The organism is Acidovorax sp. (assembly GCF_016783915.1).
In the GTDB taxonomy this organism is placed as follows: Bacteria; Pseudomonadota; Gammaproteobacteria; order Burkholderiales; family Burkholderiaceae_C; genus Acidovorax.
The window spans coordinates 16149-33010 of sequence record NZ_JADHVT010000015.1 but is presented as its reverse complement, the minus strand read 5'-3'; the positions used below and the strand labels follow the sequence as shown (position 1 = coordinate 33010).

General features: G+C 66.2%; 11 protein-coding genes. 6 read left to right on the top strand and 5 right to left on the bottom strand.

Annotated elements, in window-relative coordinates:
- Positions 1–4 precede the first annotated feature (4 nt).
- The 3 genes from ISS20_RS05340 to ISS20_RS05330 all read left to right on the top strand — a co-directional run bounded on the left by ISS20_RS05340 (position 5) and on the right by ISS20_RS05330 (position 3305).
- Complete coding sequence (locus tag ISS20_RS05340; protein WP_291434422.1) at positions 5–973, top strand: hydroxymethylglutaryl-CoA lyase; 969 nt, start codon at positions 5–7, stop codon at positions 971–973.
- Positions 974–996: 23 nt separating this feature from the next.
- Entirely contained in the window at positions 997–2211 is a 1215-nt protein-coding gene (locus ISS20_RS05335; RefSeq protein WP_291434421.1) for a CaiB/BaiF CoA-transferase family protein, read from the top strand.
- A 155-nt stretch (positions 2212–2366) separates the two neighbouring features.
- Positions 2367–3305 carry a tripartite tricarboxylate transporter substrate binding protein gene (locus ISS20_RS05330; protein ID WP_291434473.1) on the top strand — a complete coding sequence of 313 codons (939 nt, stop codon included), beginning with the start codon at positions 2367–2369 and terminating at the stop codon, positions 3303–3305.
- Between the two features lie 200 nt (positions 3306–3505).
- On the opposite strand, the gene ISS20_RS05325 is transcribed toward ISS20_RS05330, so the two are convergent.
- From ISS20_RS05325 to dnaG, 4 genes are all read right to left on the bottom strand, one after another.
- Positions 3506–5080 (bottom strand): methyl-accepting chemotaxis protein, encoded by a 1575-nt coding sequence (locus tag ISS20_RS05325; protein WP_291434420.1) that lies wholly within the window; start codon positions 5078–5080, stop codon positions 3506–3508.
- Positions 5081–5157: 77 nt separating this feature from the next.
- Positions 5158–6183, bottom strand: a complete 1026-nt coding sequence (locus tag ISS20_RS05320; RefSeq protein WP_291434419.1) for a tripartite tricarboxylate transporter substrate-binding protein — start codon at positions 6181–6183, stop codon at positions 5158–5160.
- A gap of 336 nt (positions 6184–6519) precedes the next feature.
- Positions 6520–8895, bottom strand: coding sequence for an RNA polymerase sigma factor RpoD (gene rpoD / locus ISS20_RS05315; RefSeq protein ID WP_291434418.1), 2376 nt, complete (start codon positions 8893–8895; stop codon positions 6520–6522).
- Between the two features lie 267 nt (positions 8896–9162).
- Entirely contained in the window at positions 9163–11220 is a 2058-nt protein-coding gene (gene dnaG, locus ISS20_RS05310; RefSeq protein ID WP_291434415.1) for a DNA primase, read from the bottom strand.
- Positions 11221–11278: 58 nt separating this feature from the next.
- On the opposite strand from dnaG, the gene ISS20_RS05305 reads away from it, so the two are divergent.
- From ISS20_RS05305 to ISS20_RS05295, 3 genes are all read left to right on the top strand, one after another.
- Complete coding sequence (locus tag ISS20_RS05305; protein WP_291434413.1) at positions 11279–12373, top strand: extracellular solute-binding protein; 1095 nt, start codon at positions 11279–11281, stop codon at positions 12371–12373.
- Positions 12374–12376: 3 nt separating this feature from the next.
- On the top strand, positions 12377–14044 hold the full coding sequence (locus ISS20_RS05300; protein WP_291434412.1) for a diguanylate cyclase: 1668 nt from the start codon (positions 12377–12379) through the stop codon (positions 14042–14044).
- A gap of 102 nt (positions 14045–14146) precedes the next feature.
- Positions 14147–15793: an acyl-CoA synthetase gene (locus ISS20_RS05295; RefSeq protein ID WP_291434410.1), complete on the top strand. Its 1647-nt coding sequence runs from the start codon at positions 14147–14149 to the stop codon at positions 15791–15793.
- Positions 15794–15964: 171 nt separating this feature from the next.
- Here ISS20_RS05295 and ISS20_RS05290 read toward each other — a convergent pair whose 3' ends face one another.
- On the bottom strand, positions 15965–16858 hold the full coding sequence (locus ISS20_RS05290) for an AraC family transcriptional regulator (RefSeq protein WP_291434408.1): 894 nt from the start codon (positions 16856–16858) through the stop codon (positions 15965–15967).
- Positions 16859–16862 lie beyond the last annotated feature (4 nt).

Here is a 16862-nt window from a genome sequence, read left to right as displayed (position 1 = left end):
TCCCGTGAGCACCTCCCCGATCCCGCCCGACCTGCAGCCCTGCGCCATCGTCCGTGAAGTGGGCCTGCGCGACGGCCTGCAAAGCATTGCCATGGTGGTGTCCACTGCGCACAAAATCGAATGGATCAACGCCGCCTACGCCGCAGGCCAGCGCGAGATCGAGGTGGGCTCCTTCGTGCCCGCCCGGCTGTTGCCTCAGTTGGCAGACACGGCCGAGGTGCTGGCCCATGCCAAGACCCTGCCGGGTCTCGTTGCCTCGGTGCTGGTACCCAACTACAAAGGTGCCGAGCGCGCGCTGGAGCTGGGCGCCGACCTGATGATCATGCCCCTGTCTGCCAGCCACGCCCACAGCCTGGCCAACCTGCGCAAGACGCCCGACGAGGTGGTGGCCGAGGTAGCCCGCGTCCGTGCGCTGCGCGATGCCAGCGGCAGCCGCACCCTGATTGAAGGCGGCGTGGGCACGGCCTTTGGCTGCACGCTGCAGGGCGAGGTGTCCGAGAGCGAAGTGCTGCGCTTGATGCGTGCGCTGCTGGACGCGGGCGCTGACCGCGTGAGCCTGGCCGACACCGTGGGCTATGCCGACCCGGCCTCGGTCGCCCGCCTGTTTGGCAAAGCGCGTGCGCTGGTGGGTGACCGCCTGGCCTGCGCGCACTTCCACGATACGCGCGGCATGGGTCTGGCCAACGTGTACGCGGCCTGGCAGGCGGGCATCACCCGCTTTGACGCCTGCCTGGCGGGCATTGGCGGCTGCCCGCATGCACCGGGCGCCAGCGGCAATGTCACCACCGAAGACCTGGTGTTCATGCTGGAGCGCATGGGCGTCGCCACCGGCATCGACGTGGTCGCTTTGCTGGCACTGCGCCAGCGCGTGGCCGGTTGGCTGGCGGGCGAGACCCTGCATGGCACCCTCTGGCAGGCCGGGCTGCCGCAGAATGCCGCACCTGCAGTGCTGCGCGAAGCCGCAACGGCCTGAACCCCTTTCTGAACGCTCTGAACATGCACGACACATCCGCCCCTCTCTCGTCCCCCCGCCTGCCGCTGGAAGGCCTGCGCGTGGTGGAGTTCACCCACATGGTCATGGGCCCCACCTGCGGCATGGTGCTGGCCGACCTGGGGGCCGAGGTCATCAAGGTCGAGCCCGTGGATGGCGACCGCACGCGCCACCTGCTGGGCGCGGGCGCGGGCTTCTTCCCCATGTTCAACCGCAACAAGAAAAGCATTGCGCTCGACCTGCGCAGCCCCGAGGGGCTTGCTGTGGCGCGCAAGCTGGCGGCATCGGCCGACGTGGTGGCGCAAAACTTCAAGCCCGGCGTGATGACGAAATACGGCCTGGACTATGCCGCGCTGAGCCAGATCAACCCGCGCCTCATCTACGTCAACCACACCGGCTTCTTGCCCGGCCCCTATGAGCACCGCACGGCGCTGGATGAGGTGGTGCAGATGATGGGCGGTCTGGCCTACATGACCGGGCGCCCTGGCGACCCGCTGCGCGCAGGCAGCAGCGTGAACGACATCATGGGTGGCATGTTTGGCGCGATTGGCGCCATGGCGGCGCTGATGCAGCGCGGCATCACCGGGCGGGGGCAGGAGGTGGACTCGGCCCTGTTCGAGAACAACGTGTTCCTGGTCGGGCAGCACATGATGCAGTACGCCGTCACCGGCCAACCGGCCGCGCCCATGCCCGACCGTATCTCGTCGTGGGCCGTGTACGACGTGTTCAGCGTGAAGGACGGCGGGCAGATCTTTTTGGCTGCGGTGAGCGACGCGCAGTGGCAGACCTTCTGCGACGCCATGGGCTACGCCGACCTGAAGGCCGACGCCAGCCTGGCCACCAACAACGACCGCGTGCGTGCCCGCCCCACGCTGATGCCGGTGCTGCGCGAGCGGCTGGCGCAGCACACGGCCGACGAACTGGCGGCCGTCTTCGAGCGCCACGGCCTGCCGTTTGCACCCATCCGCCGGCCCGAAGAACTGTTTGACGACCCGCACCTGCAAGCCACCGGCGGCCTCGCCGACATCACGCTGCCTGATGGCGCGCGCGCGGGCCAGACGGCGCGGATCACGCTGATGCCGCTGCGCATGGCGGGCCAGCGCCTGGATGTGCGCTGCGACCCGCCGCGCCTGGGTCAGCACACGGCCGAGCTGCTGCAGGGCCTGGGCTACACGGCCGATGAAGTGGCCGGGCTGCAGGCCACCGGGGCCATTGCCTGATTTTTCTTTGACGACGGGGTTCTCCACGCGGCGCAGACCGCGGGCCCCTGGATTCCACACACCTACCACCGGAGACAACCGTGCCCCCATCCACCCTCGACTTTCACCCCATCTGCCTCACACGCCGCCAGGCCCTGGCCACTGGTGCTGCCGCACTGGGCGTTGTGGCCTGGGGCCTGCCGCGCATGGCGCACGCGCAGGGCGACGGCAAGCCGTTGCGCGTGATCTTGCCGCTGTCGGCAGGATCGGGGGCCGACGGCGCCATCCGCGCCATCAGCACCAGCCTGGCCAAGGCGCTGGGCCAGCCCATCGTCATCGAGAACCTTCCGGGCGCAGGCGGCATCACCGGCACCACGCAGATCGTGCGCGCGCCCAAGGATGGCTCGGTGATCGGGGTTGTATCCAACAACCACGTGGTCAACCCTAGCGTGTACAAGAACATTCCGTTCGATTCGCTGGCCGACATCACGCCCATCACCATCCTGGGCGCCACGCCGTTTGTGCTGGTCGCTCACCCCTCGGTGCCCGCCAAGACCGTGCAGGAGCTGCTTGCCCTGGCCAAGTCCAAACCTGGCGTGCTCAACTACGGCTCGTCCGGCAACGGCACCATCCTGCACCTGGGTGCGGCCATGTTTTTGGACCAGGCCAAGCTGGATATCAAACACATCCCCTATCGGGGCATGGGCCCGCTCATGAACGACATCCTGGGCGGGCAGGTGCAGCTGGGTGTGGTGGCGGTGGCACCGGCTGCGGCGCACATCAAGGCGGGCGCTTTGCGCGCGCTGGGCGTGACCACGGCCGTCCGTGTGGCTGCATTGCCGGGCGTGCCCACCATTGCCGAGCAAGGTCTACCTGGCTACGAGCTGGATGGGTGGATCGCCCCCGTCGCGCCTGCAGGCTTGCCCAAGGCAGAGCTGGCCCGGCTGTACAACGGCTTCAAGGCCGCCATGGAGATGCCCGAGGCGCGCGACGCGTTGATTGCGCAGGGCTACGAAATCAAGCTCACGCCGCCCGAGCCTGCTGCAGCCTTCTTCCGCAGCGAAGCGGCCCGCATGGCACTGGTGGTGAAGAACGCGAACGTGAAGATCGACTGACACAGCGCAGGGGCTGCCTGCGACTTGTGTTAGCCGGGCCTCAGGCAGGTTTTGAGGGTTTTCGGGCGCTTGCGCTAGTGCAATATGCCTGAGCAGCTATTGTATTGATAGCGTTCACGTGTAGGCCGGGGCCGTGGCTCCGTTGGGCCGCGGTGCCATCGCAGGGCAGCGTGAGGGGCAACTGCCCTGTGCGCCCGGTGTCAGGCGCGCGGCGCGGGCAGCGCGGGATGGGTGTGCCGCAGGCGGAACACCTCCACGGCCTCCACCAGCTGGCGCGCCTGCCCGCTCAGGCTGCCTGCGGCGGCGGCGCTTTCTTCTACCAGCGCAGCGTTTTGCTGCGTGGCTTCGTCCATGCGCACGATGGCCTGCGTCACGCGCAGCATGTCGCTGGTCTGTGCGGCGCTGGCCTGGCTGATTTCCTCCATCAGCGCGCTCACGCCCTGGATGGACGACACCACCTCGGCCATCGTGGTGCCTGCATTGCGCGCCAGGTCGGAGCCGGCCTGCACGCGCTCCACACTGGTCTGGATGAGCTGCTTGATCTCGCGCGCGGCGCTGGCGCTGCGGGTGGCGAGGTTGCGCACCTCACTGGCCACCACGGCAAAGCCCCGGCCTTGTTCACCGGCGCGGGCGGCCTCGACGGCGGCATTGAGCGCGAGGATGTTGGTCTGGAACGCGATGCCGTCGATGACGCCAATGATGTCGGCAATGCGGCGCGAGCTGTCCTGGATGCCTTGCACCACCTCGACCATCTGCGTAACCACGTCGCCGCCGCGCTGCGCCACAGTGGCCCCGCTTTTGGCCAGCTCGTTCGCGCGCTGGGCGTTGGAGGCGTTCTGCTGCACCGTGGCTTGCAGCTGCTGCATGGAGGACGTGGTTTCGTCCAGCGACGATGCCTGCTCTTCGGTGCGAAGGCTGAGGTCGGCGTTGCCCTGGGCGATTTCGGCGCTGGCGCTGGCCACCCCTTCGGCGTTGCCGCGCACGCCGGAGACCACGTTCTCCAGGTTGTCCTGCATGGCGCGCAAGGCCTCCAGCAGGCGCGCGGGCTCATCCTTGCCCTCCACCTCGATGCTGGTGGTGAGGTCGCCCGCTGCGACCTTGTGCGCCACCGACACCGCTACCCCCAGAGGGCGCACCACTGAACGCGTCAGGAGCCACCCTGCGCAAGCGCCCAGCGCCGTGACCAGCGCGAGTGCCACCAGGCTGCTGAACAGTGCGCGCCGGGCGTCCTGCGCCGCCTGCTGTGCAATAGCAGCGCTACTGGCGGCCACTTGCTCGCTCAACGCTGTCAGCAGCTTGGCCGGACCCTGGTCGATGTCGGCCACATCCGCATCCCCCGCCGACGGCACAAAACCGAGCGACTGGAACACTTCAAAGCCCTTGCGGTAGCCCTGTGCCATCTGTGCGTGGGCCTGGGTGAACTTTTGCAGCGCCGCCTTTTCCTGTGGGTCGGTCAACTGGGGCTCCAGTGCCTTGGCGGCGTCGGCCACGCGTTTTTCGCTGGCCTGGAAGGCGGCCCAGTGCAACTCGCGTTTGCGCGAGTCCTCGCCGGGCAGCAGGGTGTTCTTCCACTCCAGCACCTGGGTCTTGAACTCGCTTTCCATGCGGCTCACGGCGCGCTCCTGGGCCACGCGTTGTTGCACCGTGGTGTCGTAGGTGCCCAGCGTTTGGTACAGGGCTGCAATGCCGAACAGCGCGGCGCCCAGCAGAAGGGCCAGCACCAGGCCCAGGGCGGTGGCCATGCGTGCGCCGATGGAGTAGTTGGACATTTTCATCAGAGGCTCCAAAGGTTCTGCAGCAGGCCTGTCGGCTGGTGCTCAGAGGCGCTTGTGGCGGGGGCGTTCAGACCTTCTCAGGCCTTCAGCTTGAGCAGGTACACCATCACGCGGGCGGTGGTGAGGTCTAGCTCCATGAACTCTGCCAAATCCTTGCCGGTGAGCCAAGAGGGTTCCCACCGGTTCTGCTTGAGCGTGCGCAACCAGGATTCATGGTGGGTGGCTGCATCGACGGCGGCGAGCATTTCTGCCGCGCGCGCAGCAGGCACGCCCTTGCCAGTAAACACGCCACGCCAGTTGGCCATCACGGCGTCCAGCCCTTGCTCGCGGAACGACGGCACGCCAAAGACACTGCGGCGCGATGACACACCCACAGCGCGCAGCTTGCCGCCAGCAATGGCTTCGTTGAACTCGCTGTAGCCCGACAGGCCCAGCGCCGCGTTGCCCGACAGCACCGCCTCGACCACCTCGGCACCGCCAGCGAAGGGTTTGTAGACCAGCCCCTCGGGGCTGGCCTTGGCAGCGCGCGCCAGCACGCCGGCATAGATATGGTCCACACCACCCGCCGAGCCCCCGGCAATGGGCACGGCCTTGAGGTCGGCACGCAGCGCATCGGCGAGGTCCTTGGTGGTCTTGATGGGGGAGTTGGCCGCCACGGCCGCCACCAGGTAGTCGCTGGTGAGCCGGGCCAGGGGCTGGATGTGTGTCATGTCCACCGCAGGCTTTTGCAGCGCCACGGCGCCCACCATCACCATACCTCCCATCAGCAGCGTGTTGGGGTCGTTGCTGTACTTTTCGGCGTATTTGGCCAAGCCGATGGTGCCGCCCTTGCCACCCATGTTTTCGTATTCCACCTGGTCTGCAGCGCCGGCAGCCACCATGGCGGCTCCGAGGGCTCGGCCTGTCTGGTCCCAGCCGCCACCGGCGTTGGCGGGGATGACGATGCGCACGGTGCCTGCCAGTTTGGGCGCCTTGGCTGCAGGGGCAGGGCGTGCCGCCGTCGCAGCGCTCTGCGCCCATGCGGAGGAGCCGAGCGTGGTCCATGCCAGGGCGGTAGCAACAGATTGGGCAATGGCCCGGCGGCGGTCGATCTCTGCAGACATGGAAAGTCCTTTGACAAGAGGGGAGGCAGAAAGGGCGTCGGGAATCTGATCTTCAGGCCGCTGCTGGAGCGCCCTGACGGCGTTGCTTCGGCGTTACCACGCCGAAGCAACGCCGTCAGCCTGTGGTGGCATGCTTGGGGATCCGCACACTACTACCCGGGCTGTGCGCGCAATGGTCGCCATCCAAACTGTCAGTCTGCTGTCGCCGGCATCAGGGTAAACGCGGAGGAGGGTGCTGTGCATAGCCGTTTTTCGGGGCTGCGCACCATGAAAAACGCCCTGCGCCGCAGGTGCGGGGGCAGGGCGTTGTAGCCAACGAAGGCTGAGTCGCGAGACTTACAGCGAGTCGATGAAACTGCGCAGCTTGTCCGAACGGCTGGGGTGCTTGAGCTTGCGCAGCGCCTTGGCTTCTATTTGGCGAATGCGCTCGCGGGTCACGTCGAACTGCTTGCCCACTTCTTCCAGCGTGTGGTCGCTGGTCATTTCGATACCAAAGCGCATGCGCAGCACCTTGGCTTCGCGGGGGGTCAGGCCATCCAGGATGTCCTTGACCACGTCGCGCAGGCCAGCCTGCATGGCGGCTTCGATAGGGGCGGTGTTCGCACCGTCCTCGATGAAGTCGCCCAGGTGGCTGTCGTCGTCGTCCCCGATCGGCGTTTCCATGGAGATCGGCTCCTTGGCGATTTTCATGATCTTGCGAATCTTGTCCTCGGGGATCTCCATCTTCGCAGCCAGGATGGACGCATCGGGCTCGAAACCAAACTCTTGCAAGTGCTGGCGGCTGATGCGGTTCATCTTGTTGATCGTCTCGATCATGTGCACCGGGATACGGATGGTGCGCGCCTGGTCGGCGATCGAGCGCGTGATGGCCTGGCGAATCCACCATGTGGCGTACGTCGAGAACTTGTAGCCACGGCGGTATTCGAACTTGTCCACCGCCTTCATCAGGCCGATGTTGCCTTCCTGGATCAGGTCGAGGAACTGCAGGCCACGATTGGTGTACTTCTTGGCAATCGAGATCACGAGGCGCAGGTTGGCCTCGATCATTTCCTTCTTGGCATCGCGCGAGGTGGCTTCACCTTCGTTCATGCGCTTGTTGATGCCTTTCAGCTCTGCCAGTGGCACGACCACCCGCGACTGCAGGTCCATCAGCTTTTGCTGCAGGTCCTGGATGGGTGGAATGTTGCGTGCAATCACGGCCGACCAGGGCTTGCCCGCAGCGGCTTGCTTCTCGACCCATTGCAGGTTCAGCAGGTTGGGCGGGAAGTCCTTGATGAAGGTTTCCTGGGGCATGCCGCACTTGTCCACGATGATGCGGCGCAGCTCGCGCTCCTTCTTGCGCACGTCGTCCACTTGGCCGCGCACCATGTCGCACAGTTTCTCGATGGTCTTGGCGGTAAAGCGGATGGTCATCAGCTCGGCCGACAGGGCCTGCTGGGCCTTCACGTACGCAGGGGTGCCGTAGCCTTCCTTGTCGTAAACCTTGTGCACTTTTTCGAACAGCTCGCGAAGCTTGTCGAAGCGCTCCAGCGCCTGCTTCTTGAGTTCTTCGAGCTTCTTGGTCAGCGCCTTGGAGCCGCCCTTGCCGTCGTCGTCATCGGCTTCGTCGAATTCGTCGAAGTCTTCTTCGGCCACATAGTCGTCGGCCTCGTTGGGGTTGGAGAAGCCGTCCACGATGGTCGAGATCACGACCTTGCCTTCGCGGATCTCCTCGCCCATGTTGAGGATCTCGGCGATGGTGGCTGGCGATGCACTGATCGCCTCCATCATGGCCATCAGGCCGCCTTCGATGCGCTTGGCGATTTCGATTTCGCCTTCGCGGGTCAGCAGCTCCACGGTACCCATTTCGCGCATGTACATGCGAACCGGGTCGGTGGTGCGGCCGAATTCCGAGTCCACGGTAGACAGCGCGGCTTCTGCGGCTTCTTCGGCTTCTTCTTCGGTGGCGCCTGCGGGAGCGTTGTCCGTGATGATCAGCGCTTCGGCGTCAGGCGTCTGCTCGTACACCGCCACGCCCAGGTCGTTCAGGGTGGTAATGACGGCTTCGAGGGTTTCGGCATCGACCAGCTTGTCGGGCAAGTGGTCGTTGATTTCAACGTGCGTGAGGTAGCCGCGTGTCTTGCCCAGCTTGATCAGGGCCTTCAGGCGCTGGCGGCGCTTTTGCATGTCTTCTTCGGACAGGACGGTTTCGTCCAGGCCGAATTCCTTCATCAAGGCCCGTTCCTTGGCCTTGCTGATCTTCATGCGCAGGGGCTTGACCTTCTCGACCGTGGCGGCTGCCTCGGGGGTCTCTTCGATCTCGCCTTCGAGGTCGGCTTCGATGTCCGACAGGTCGGTATCGTCCACGCTTTCATCGCCACCGGCAGCTGCCTTGGGCTTGCGGCCACGCTTGGCGGGGGCCTTGGCTTCGGCGGCACCGGCTGCCTTGGCGGGGCGGCCAGGGCGCTTCTTGGGGGTGTCTTCGTCTTCGGAGGCAGCCGCAGCTTTGGCGCGGGCAGGTTTCTTCTTCAGCAACTCATCGGCAGCTTTGATCAGCTCGGCGGTACTTTTCACGGGCACAGTTTTCACTTTCTTGGCGACCGGGGCGGGCGCGGCGGCAGCGGCCTTTTTGGGGGGCGCCTTGGCCGGCGCTTTGGCCGCGGTTTTGGAGACAGCCTTTGCGGCGGTGCCTGAGGCAGACTTGGGCAACTTCGCGGACTTTTGAGCGGGCATGGAGCAACCTCAGAATCAAAAACGGACACAAAGAAAACGCAAGCGCCTCAGATCCCGGCGCGGGTGGCAACGCAAAGCAACCAGGGCTTTGCGTCTGGAGGGGACACCCTCAGCGGCAAGATGTCTGGGCGATCATTTGGTGTGCAGTCCTTGCGATAAGTGGACCCATCAGCGCATAGGTGCGCGTTTGTCACGGTGGCCCGGCTCGGAGGTGCTGCTGTCGCTCTTGCCAATAACTAACCTTATATTATACCGCCCGGGCTCGATTCAAGTGGTTTTTGGCGCTATTTGCTCCAGTTCCTTGCGCTTTTCGGCCAGTACCCGGTAGCGCTCCAGGGCCGACGGGTCTTGCGCCACTTGCAGCACCAGCACTTTTTGCTGCTCCTTGATGTCTTCGATCTGCATGCGGGTGAGCAGATCGCGCAGCTCCAGTCGCAATTCGTGCAGTTCGCCCTCGGTCTGCGCATGCGAGCCGGTCATCACCTTGACGGCCAGCTCTTCGCACTCGTGATCGCGCAGGCTTTCGCGCAGCACGGCCCAGGCCAGGGGGCCATGTTCATGAAACTGCGCCTCCAGCCATGCAAACAGCGGCCCATGGGGTGCGGGCTGGGCCGACAGCGTGGTGTGGTCGTCGTGCGTCAGCTCTTCAAGAAACGCCATGTGCGACAGCAGCAGCCGCGCTGCGTGGTCGGCCCGGCCCATGGCCGGTGTGCGGGGCAGGCGGGGCTGGGGTGGCCACGGAGCGTCCTTGTCACGTTTTTTCCAGCCTCCGCCGCTTTTCCAGTCGCCCCCCTTGCGAAACGGGGGCTTGCTGCCGCTGCCATAGCCACTTTGGCCGCCATAGCCCCCCTGGTTGCCATAACTGCTGTACCCGGGGTCGTAGGCCTGGCCTGTCGATTCGCTGTGGGGTTGCCAGCCATCGGTGTCGGGCGGGACATCCCAGCTGGGGGCGTCATCAGGGGCGGGGCGGGGCTGTTGGCGCTGCGGCGGCGCGTGGTGTGCAGAGCGCAGGCCGTCACGGGCGGCTGCCTGCCCCCAAAGGTCGGACAGGTCGCGGGCATTGAGCTGGGTCAGCTCGGCCAGCTCGCCCAGCAGCTGGCGCTTGAGCACGCCGTCTGGCAGTGCCGTCCACAGCGGGCGTGCATTGCTGGCCATGTGGGCGCGGCCCTCGGCAGTGGCCAGGTCGCAGCCTTCGCTGGCCGATTCGACCAGGAAGCGGCTCAGCGGCATGGCGTTGCTCACGTGGCGCGCAAAGGCGTCGGTGCCATGGTCGCGGATGAAACTGTCCGGGTCGTGCTCTGCGGGCAGGAACAGAAACTTGATGCTGCGCGTGTCGGTGGCATGGGGCAAGGCGCCGTCCAGCGCCTTGCGCGCGGCACGCCGCCCGGCGTTGTCGCCGTCAAAGCTGAACACCACCGCGTCGGTAAACCGCAGCAACTTTTGCACGTGCTCGGGCGTGCATGCCGTGCCCAGCGTGGCCACCGCGTTCGGAAAGCCCAGTTGCGCCAAGGCCACCACGTCCATGTAGCCCTCCGTGACCAGTGCGTAGCCCGCCTCGCGGATGGGCGTGCGGGCCTCGAACAGGCCATACAGCTCGCGCCCCTTGTGAAATACCGGGGTTTCGGGGGAGTTGAGGTACTTGGGCTTGTCGTCCCCCAGCACCCGGCCACCAAAGCCGATGTACTCGCCCTTGACGTTGCGGATGGGAAACATCACCCGGTCGCGAAACCGGTCATAGCGCTTGCCACCGTCTTCGTCGTTGACGATGACCAGGCCGCTTTCCTCCAGCAGCGGGTCGTCGTAGCTTGGGAACACGCTGGCCAAGCTGCGCCAGCCTTCGGGCGCGTAGCCCAGGCCGTAGCGCTTGGCCACCGCGCCCGAAACACCCCGGCCCTTGAAATACCCAATGGCGCGCTGCGACTCGCGCAGGTGGCGGCGGTAGGCGTCGGCGGCTTTCTCCAGCACCTCGTTCAGCGTGGCTTGTTTCTGTCGCGCGGCGGCGGCGCGTTCCTTTTCCTGCGGGGAGATGTCGTCATCGGGCACCTGCAGGCCCACGCTCTGGGCCAGGTCCTGGACGGCCTCGACAAACCCCATGCCCGCGTGGTCCATCAGAAAGCTGATGGCATTGCCATTCTTGCCGCAGCCAAAGCAGTGATAGAACTGCTTGGCGGGGCTGACGCTGAAAGAGGGCGACTTTTCCCCGTGAAACGGGCACAGTCCCATGAAATTGGCACCGCCCTTCTTGAGCTGCACGTAGCGCCCCACGATGTCCACCACGTCCACACGGGTGAGCAGTTCCTGAATGAAAGACTGAGGGATCGTCACGCGCCCTATTGTCCGCGTAAACTGTTTGTAACCAGTTATTGCTGGAAAGGCTTTTGGCATGGGGTTCACGGCGTGTCGGGGGGCTTTGGCGGGCAGGGCGCTGCGAAGGTGGTGCACCAGCCTGCCTGTGCTGCTGGTGGCGCTGGCGGGGCTCGTATTGCTGCCGGCGGCCTCGCAGGCCGCGACGGTCCTCAGGGTGCTGGCCTGGCCGGGTTATGCCGACCCGGACTTTGTAGAGGTGTTCGAGAAGCGCCACGGGGTCAAGGTGGAGATCACCACCGTGGCATCGGACGACGTCTTGCGCGCCAAGATGGACAGCACCGACGGGCCGGGTTTTGACCTCGTGGCCGCCAACACGGCAGAAATTGCGCGGCTGATCCTCCATGACAAGCTCGCGCCATTGCCCCTGGGCAACATCCGCAACACCGCAGGGCAGCTGCCCCGGTTTCGTCAGCTGCACACCATCTCGGGCATTGGCTGGCGGGGCGAGGTCTATGCCATGCCCTTCACCTATTCCGAGATGGGGCTGGTGTACGACCGTCAGCAGTTCAGCACCCCGCCGCATTCGATCTCCGTGCTGTGGGACCCCCGCTGGCAGGGCAAGGTGCTGGCGTTCGACGGCAGCAGCCACGGGTTTTCGCTGGCTGCCATGCGCCGGGGCCTGCCGCCGTTTCGCATCGACCCCGCCCGTTTCAGCCCGCTGGCCAAGGACCTGGTGGCCCTGCGGCGCAATGTGCGGTCGTTCTACAGCCTGCCCGAGGAGTCGGTCGAGCTGTTCCGCAAACACAAGGTGGCGGTGATGCATGCCAATTACGGCCAGCAGCAGCTCAAGCAGCTGCGCGATGCGGGGCTGGATGTGGGCTACGTGGTGCCCAAGGAGGGCGCACTGGCCTGGCTGGACTGCTGGGCCATCACCCGCCGCTCCACCCAGGTGGCTCTGGCTGCCGAGTGGATCAACTACATGCTCGACCCCGCCGTGAGCCGAGAATTCACGCGGCGACAGGGCCTGGCCAACACGCTGGACGAGCCGCCTGCGCTGGCGGGCGATGTGCCCATGGGCCCCATCCTGTGGCTGGAACCGGTGGAAGACGAAGCCCTGCGCGCACGCCTGTGGCAACGCATCGTGTCGGGCGACCGACCCAACCGGTTCTGACCGATGGCACGCGTGAAATGGAGCATCGCGCTGAGGCTGGGGGCCCTGCTGGCCTCGTTCAGCGTGTTCGCTGCCATTCTGGCGGGCTACTACACGTTCGATTCGAGCCGTGAACGCCTGCAGGGGCGGGCCGAGCGCTCGCTGCTGGCCACCACGCAGGTGCTGGCGCGCCACATGCAGGCGGGCTTTGGCACGGTGGCGCGCGACACAGCCTTTCTGGCCGACGCCGCTGCCGTCGAACAAGACCAGGGACGGCTGGCCGACCTGTTCAAGGCCAACCTGCAGGCCCATCCCGCCTATTTGCAGATCCGCTTCATCAGCGCCAGCGACTACGGGCTGGAGCTGGTGCGCATCGACCGCCAGGGCGACAAGCTGGTGCGCGTGCCCGATGACCAGTTGCAGGAGAAGTCGCACTTTCCGTTCGTTTTCGAGGCCCTCAGCCTGCCCGATGGGGAGGTGTATGTGTCCGAGTTCGGCATCAACCACGAAGACGCTGCGCAGGAGGCTGCCGTGCCCGTGTTCAACATGGCGTCGCCCGTGGTGCAGGGGGGCCAGCTGCGGGGCGTGGTGGTGGTGCGGGTGGCGGCCGCGCCGTTTCTGCACAACTTCAACGCCGCCTTACCTACGCCCTACGGGTTTTATCTGAGCAACCGCTGGGGCGACTTTTTGGTGCACCCGGACGCCGCGCAGACCTTTGGCTTTGACCGGGGCCAGCGCATCCTGATCCAGGAGTCGTTCCCGCAGGTGGCTGCGCTGGTCGATGGCCGTGCTGAAGAGGCGGTGCTCAGCCAGCCCGGTACCGACGACGAAGAGGCGCGAGTGTTTGCATTTGTGCGCATGCCGTTTGGCAACGCGGACGAGGGGCGCTTCATGGTGGTGGGGCTCTCGCAGCCGTTGGCGGTGGTGCAGGGCGAGGTGCTGGATCTGGGGCGCAGCATCCTCAAGATCTTGCTGGTGCTCAGTGTGGTGGGCGTGGCCCTGGCGGCCGGTGTGTCGCGCCTGGTCACCCAACCGCTGCAGGTCATGGTGAAGGCGGCGCAGGCGTTTTCGCGCGGCCAGGCGCATGGCGCGCTGCCCGTTCACCGGGGAGACGAGGTGGGCGAGCTGGCCCGCAGCTTCCAGGACATGGAGCAGCAGATCAGCCGGCAGCTGGCCGAGCTGAACCTCAGCCGCGATGCCATGGCCCACCTGGCGCACCACGACGCACTCACCGGCCTGCCCAACCGCCGCATGTTCGAGCAGCGCCTCACGCAGGTACTGGAGCTGTCGCGCCGCAGCGGCCGCAGTTGTGCCCTGCTGTTTGTGGACCTGGATGAGTTCAAAGCCATCAACGACACGCGCGGGCATGCCGTGGGCGACCTGGTGCTGCAGGCGGTGGCGCGCACCATCGTCGGCGCCGTGCGGCAGGTGGATACCGTGGCCCGGCTCGCAGGGGACGAGTTCACGGTGCTCTGCGAAAACGTGGACTCCGAAGAGGCTGCGCTGCAGATCGTGACCAAGCTACAGCACGCCTTCGAGCCGCCGCTGGACATTGACGGCCAGCCGCTGCCGGTGCGCGCCAGCATCGGCCTGAGCCTGTTCCCCCGCGACGCCCAGGATGCGCGCACACTGATGGCCAGCGCCGACGCGGCCATGTACCGCGTCAAGCAAAGCCACAAGCGAAGGTTGTGAGGCTGCTGCACCGCAGCCAACACCGTTGACGTATGGCCCGTGTTGCTTTCGTGTCAGCCTGCGGCGCTAGGCTGTGTGTTGTTCACCTTCTTGCACCGACCCATGACCTCCATCTTTGACCAGCACCTGCCCCGCAACGAAGCCAACTTTGCCGCCCTGTCGCCCCTGTCGTTCATCGAACGCACGGCCGAGGTCTACCCCGATCGCCTGGCCATCGTGCACGGCACGCTGCGCCAGACCTGGGCCCAGACCTACGCGCGCTGCCGCCAGCTGGCCAGCGCGCTGGTGCAGGCAGGCATCGGCAAGAACGACACCGTGGCCGTGATGCTGCCCAACACGCCCCCCATGGTGGAGGCGCACTTTGGCGTGCCCATGGCGGGCGCCGTGCTCAACACCCTCAACACCCGGCTAGACCCCGAGGCCATCGCCTTCATGCTCGACCATGGCGAGGCCAAGGCCGTGATCGTGGACCCGGAATTCACCGGCACCATGGCCAAGGCGCTGACCCTGCGCACGGGCACCACGCCCATCCGGGTGATCGAGGTCCAGGACGCCCTCTACGGCCCCGCCGTGCAAAGCATTGGCGGCATCGACTATGAGGCCTTTGTGGCCAGTGGTGACGCCACCTTTGCCTGGAGCCTGCCTGCCGACGAGTGGGATGCGATTGCGCTCAACTACACCAGCGGCACCACCGGCAACCCCAAGGGCGTGGTCTACCACCACCGGGGCGCGGCCACCAATGCCATCAGCAACGTGCTGGAGTGGGACATGCCCAAGCACGCGGTGTACCTGTGGACGCTGCCCATGTTCCACTGCAACGGCTGGTGCTTTCCGTGGACCATTGCAGCGCGTGTGGGTGTCAACGTGTGTCTGCGCCGCGTGGACGCGCAGGCCATCTTCGATGCCATCCGCAACCACGGCGTCACGCACTACTGCGGCGCGCCCATCGTGCACGGGCTGCTGGTCAACGCGCCCGAGGCGATGAAGGCGGGCATCCCCGCAGGCGTCAAGGCCATGGTGGCGGGCGCCGCGCCACCGGCCTCGATGATCGAGGGCATGGAAAAAATGGGGTTCGACCTGACCCACGTGTATGGCCTGACCGAGGTGTATGGCCCTGCCACCGTCTGCGCCAAGCACGAGGCGTGGGACGCCCTCGACATCGGCGAGCGCGCCCGCCTCAACGCCCGCCAGGGCGTGCGCTACCACCTGGAGCGCGACGTGCGCGTGCTCGACCCCGAGACGATGTTACCCGTGCCGCAGGACGGCGAAACCATGGGCGAGATCATGTTCAAGGGCAACATCGCCATGAAGGGCTACCTCAAGAACCCCAAGGCCACCGACGAAGCCTTTGCGGGCGGCTGGTTCCACAGCGGCGACCTGGCCGTGCAGTACCCCGACGGCTACATCAAGATCAAAGACCGCAGCAAGGACATCATCATCTCGGGCGGCGAGAACATCTCCTCCATCGAGGTCGAAGACGTGCTCTACCGCCACCCCGACGTGCTGGCCGCCGCCGTGGTGGCCAAGCCCGACCCCAAGTGGGGCGAGACGCCCTGCGCGTTTGTGGAGCTGAAGGCCGGCGCGCAGACCACACCCGAAGACATCGTGGCGCACTGCAAGAAGCACCTGGCCGGCTTCAAGGTGCCACGCGCCGTGGTGTTTGGCGAGCTGCCCAAGACCAGCACCGGCAAGATCCAGAAGTTCGAGCTGCGCAAGCAGGCCGGGTCGGCAGCGGCCATCAATGTCTGAGTTGGTGCGACGCGCCTCGCGGGGTGCGTTGCAGCGTGAGGTGGGGTCATCCAGATGCTATGTAATTGATAGCTTCTGGCGCATATTCCACTAGCGCATCTGCTGCTTTTGGCTTGACAGTCCGGGCCAGGGGCTACCGGGCGCCCTCGGCAGCGCTGCCAGGGCGGGGTGTCACCGTCCTTCGCCCCCCGCTTCGCGCCATTCCCTTGCTGACATCCCCAGCTTTTGCGCAAACACGCGCGACAGAGCCGAGGGGTTGGCATAGCCCAGTTCATGGGCAATGGATTTGAGCGACCGGCCCGCACGCAGGTGAGCCTGCGCCAGCGTCAGCCGCCAGTGCGCCAGGTAGTCGGCGGGCGTGTCCCCCACCACGGCCTTGAAGCGCGCGGCAAACGCGCTGCGCGACATGCCCGCCTGCTGCGCCATCTGCGCCAGGCTCCACGGCTCGCCGGGTGCCTCGTGCAGGGCCGTGAGCGTGCGCGACAGTTGCGGGTCGGCCAGGCCCGTCAGCATGCCGGGGGGCATCTGCGCCTGCTGCGGGTGGTCCAGCAGCCAGCGCAGCAACTGCAACAGCACCACTTCAAACAAGCGGTCGGCCAGCACGCGGTGGCCGCAGCGCAGGCGGTCGGTTTCGGCAAACAGCAGGTCCAGCGACTGCTGCAGCCCGTCCACCGCACCCAGCGGCAGCACCACCAGCGGGGGCAGGGCGCGCGCCAGCGGGTGGCTGGCACCGCCGTCAAAGTCCAGCGCGGCGCAGATGAAGTCCGAGCCCTCGGTGGGCGCGTTGTGAAAGAAGTGCTCCAGCGGCCGGGCATAGAACAGCAGGCTGGGCTCGCACACCTGAAGCCGCTCGGGTGGGCCCGCCTGGGGCTGGTGCGTCACTACCATCTCGCCCCGGCGCAGCACATGCAAAAAGCCCCGGCCCGGCGCCGCCGCAAAGTGCGTCACGCCACACAGCGGCCCGTTGTGGAACAGGTGCGCCCGCACCCGAAACCGCTCCAGCAGCGGCGACAGCCGGTCGAGCGGGGCTGGGGGCTGCACGGGTCCAGGAGAGGGTGGTGTCATGGTT

Coding starts and splice junctions, on each gene's coding strand:
- ISS20_RS05335 (WP_291434421.1), top strand. CDS start 997: ATGCACGACACATCCGCCCCTCTCTCGTCCCCCCGCCTGCCGCTGGAA.
- ISS20_RS05295 (WP_291434410.1), top strand. CDS start 14,147: ATGACCTCCATCTTTGACCAGCACCTGCCCCGCAACGAAGCCAACTTT.
- ISS20_RS05300 (WP_291434412.1), top strand. CDS start 12,377: ATGGCACGCGTGAAATGGAGCATCGCGCTGAGGCTGGGGGCCCTGCTG.
- ISS20_RS05305 (WP_291434413.1), top strand. CDS start 11,279: ATGGGGTTCACGGCGTGTCGGGGGGCTTTGGCGGGCAGGGCGCTGCGA.
- ISS20_RS05320 (WP_291434419.1), bottom strand. CDS start 6,183: ATGTCTGCAGAGATCGACCGCCGCCGGGCCATTGCCCAATCTGTTGCT.
- ISS20_RS05290 (WP_291434408.1), bottom strand. CDS start 16,858: ATGACACCACCCTCTCCTGGACCCGTGCAGCCCCCAGCCCCGCTCGAC.
- rpoD (WP_291434418.1), bottom strand. CDS start 8,895: ATGCCCGCTCAAAAGTCCGCGAAGTTGCCCAAGTCTGCCTCAGGCACC.
- ISS20_RS05325 (WP_291434420.1), bottom strand. CDS start 5,080: ATGAAAATGTCCAACTACTCCATCGGCGCACGCATGGCCACCGCCCTG.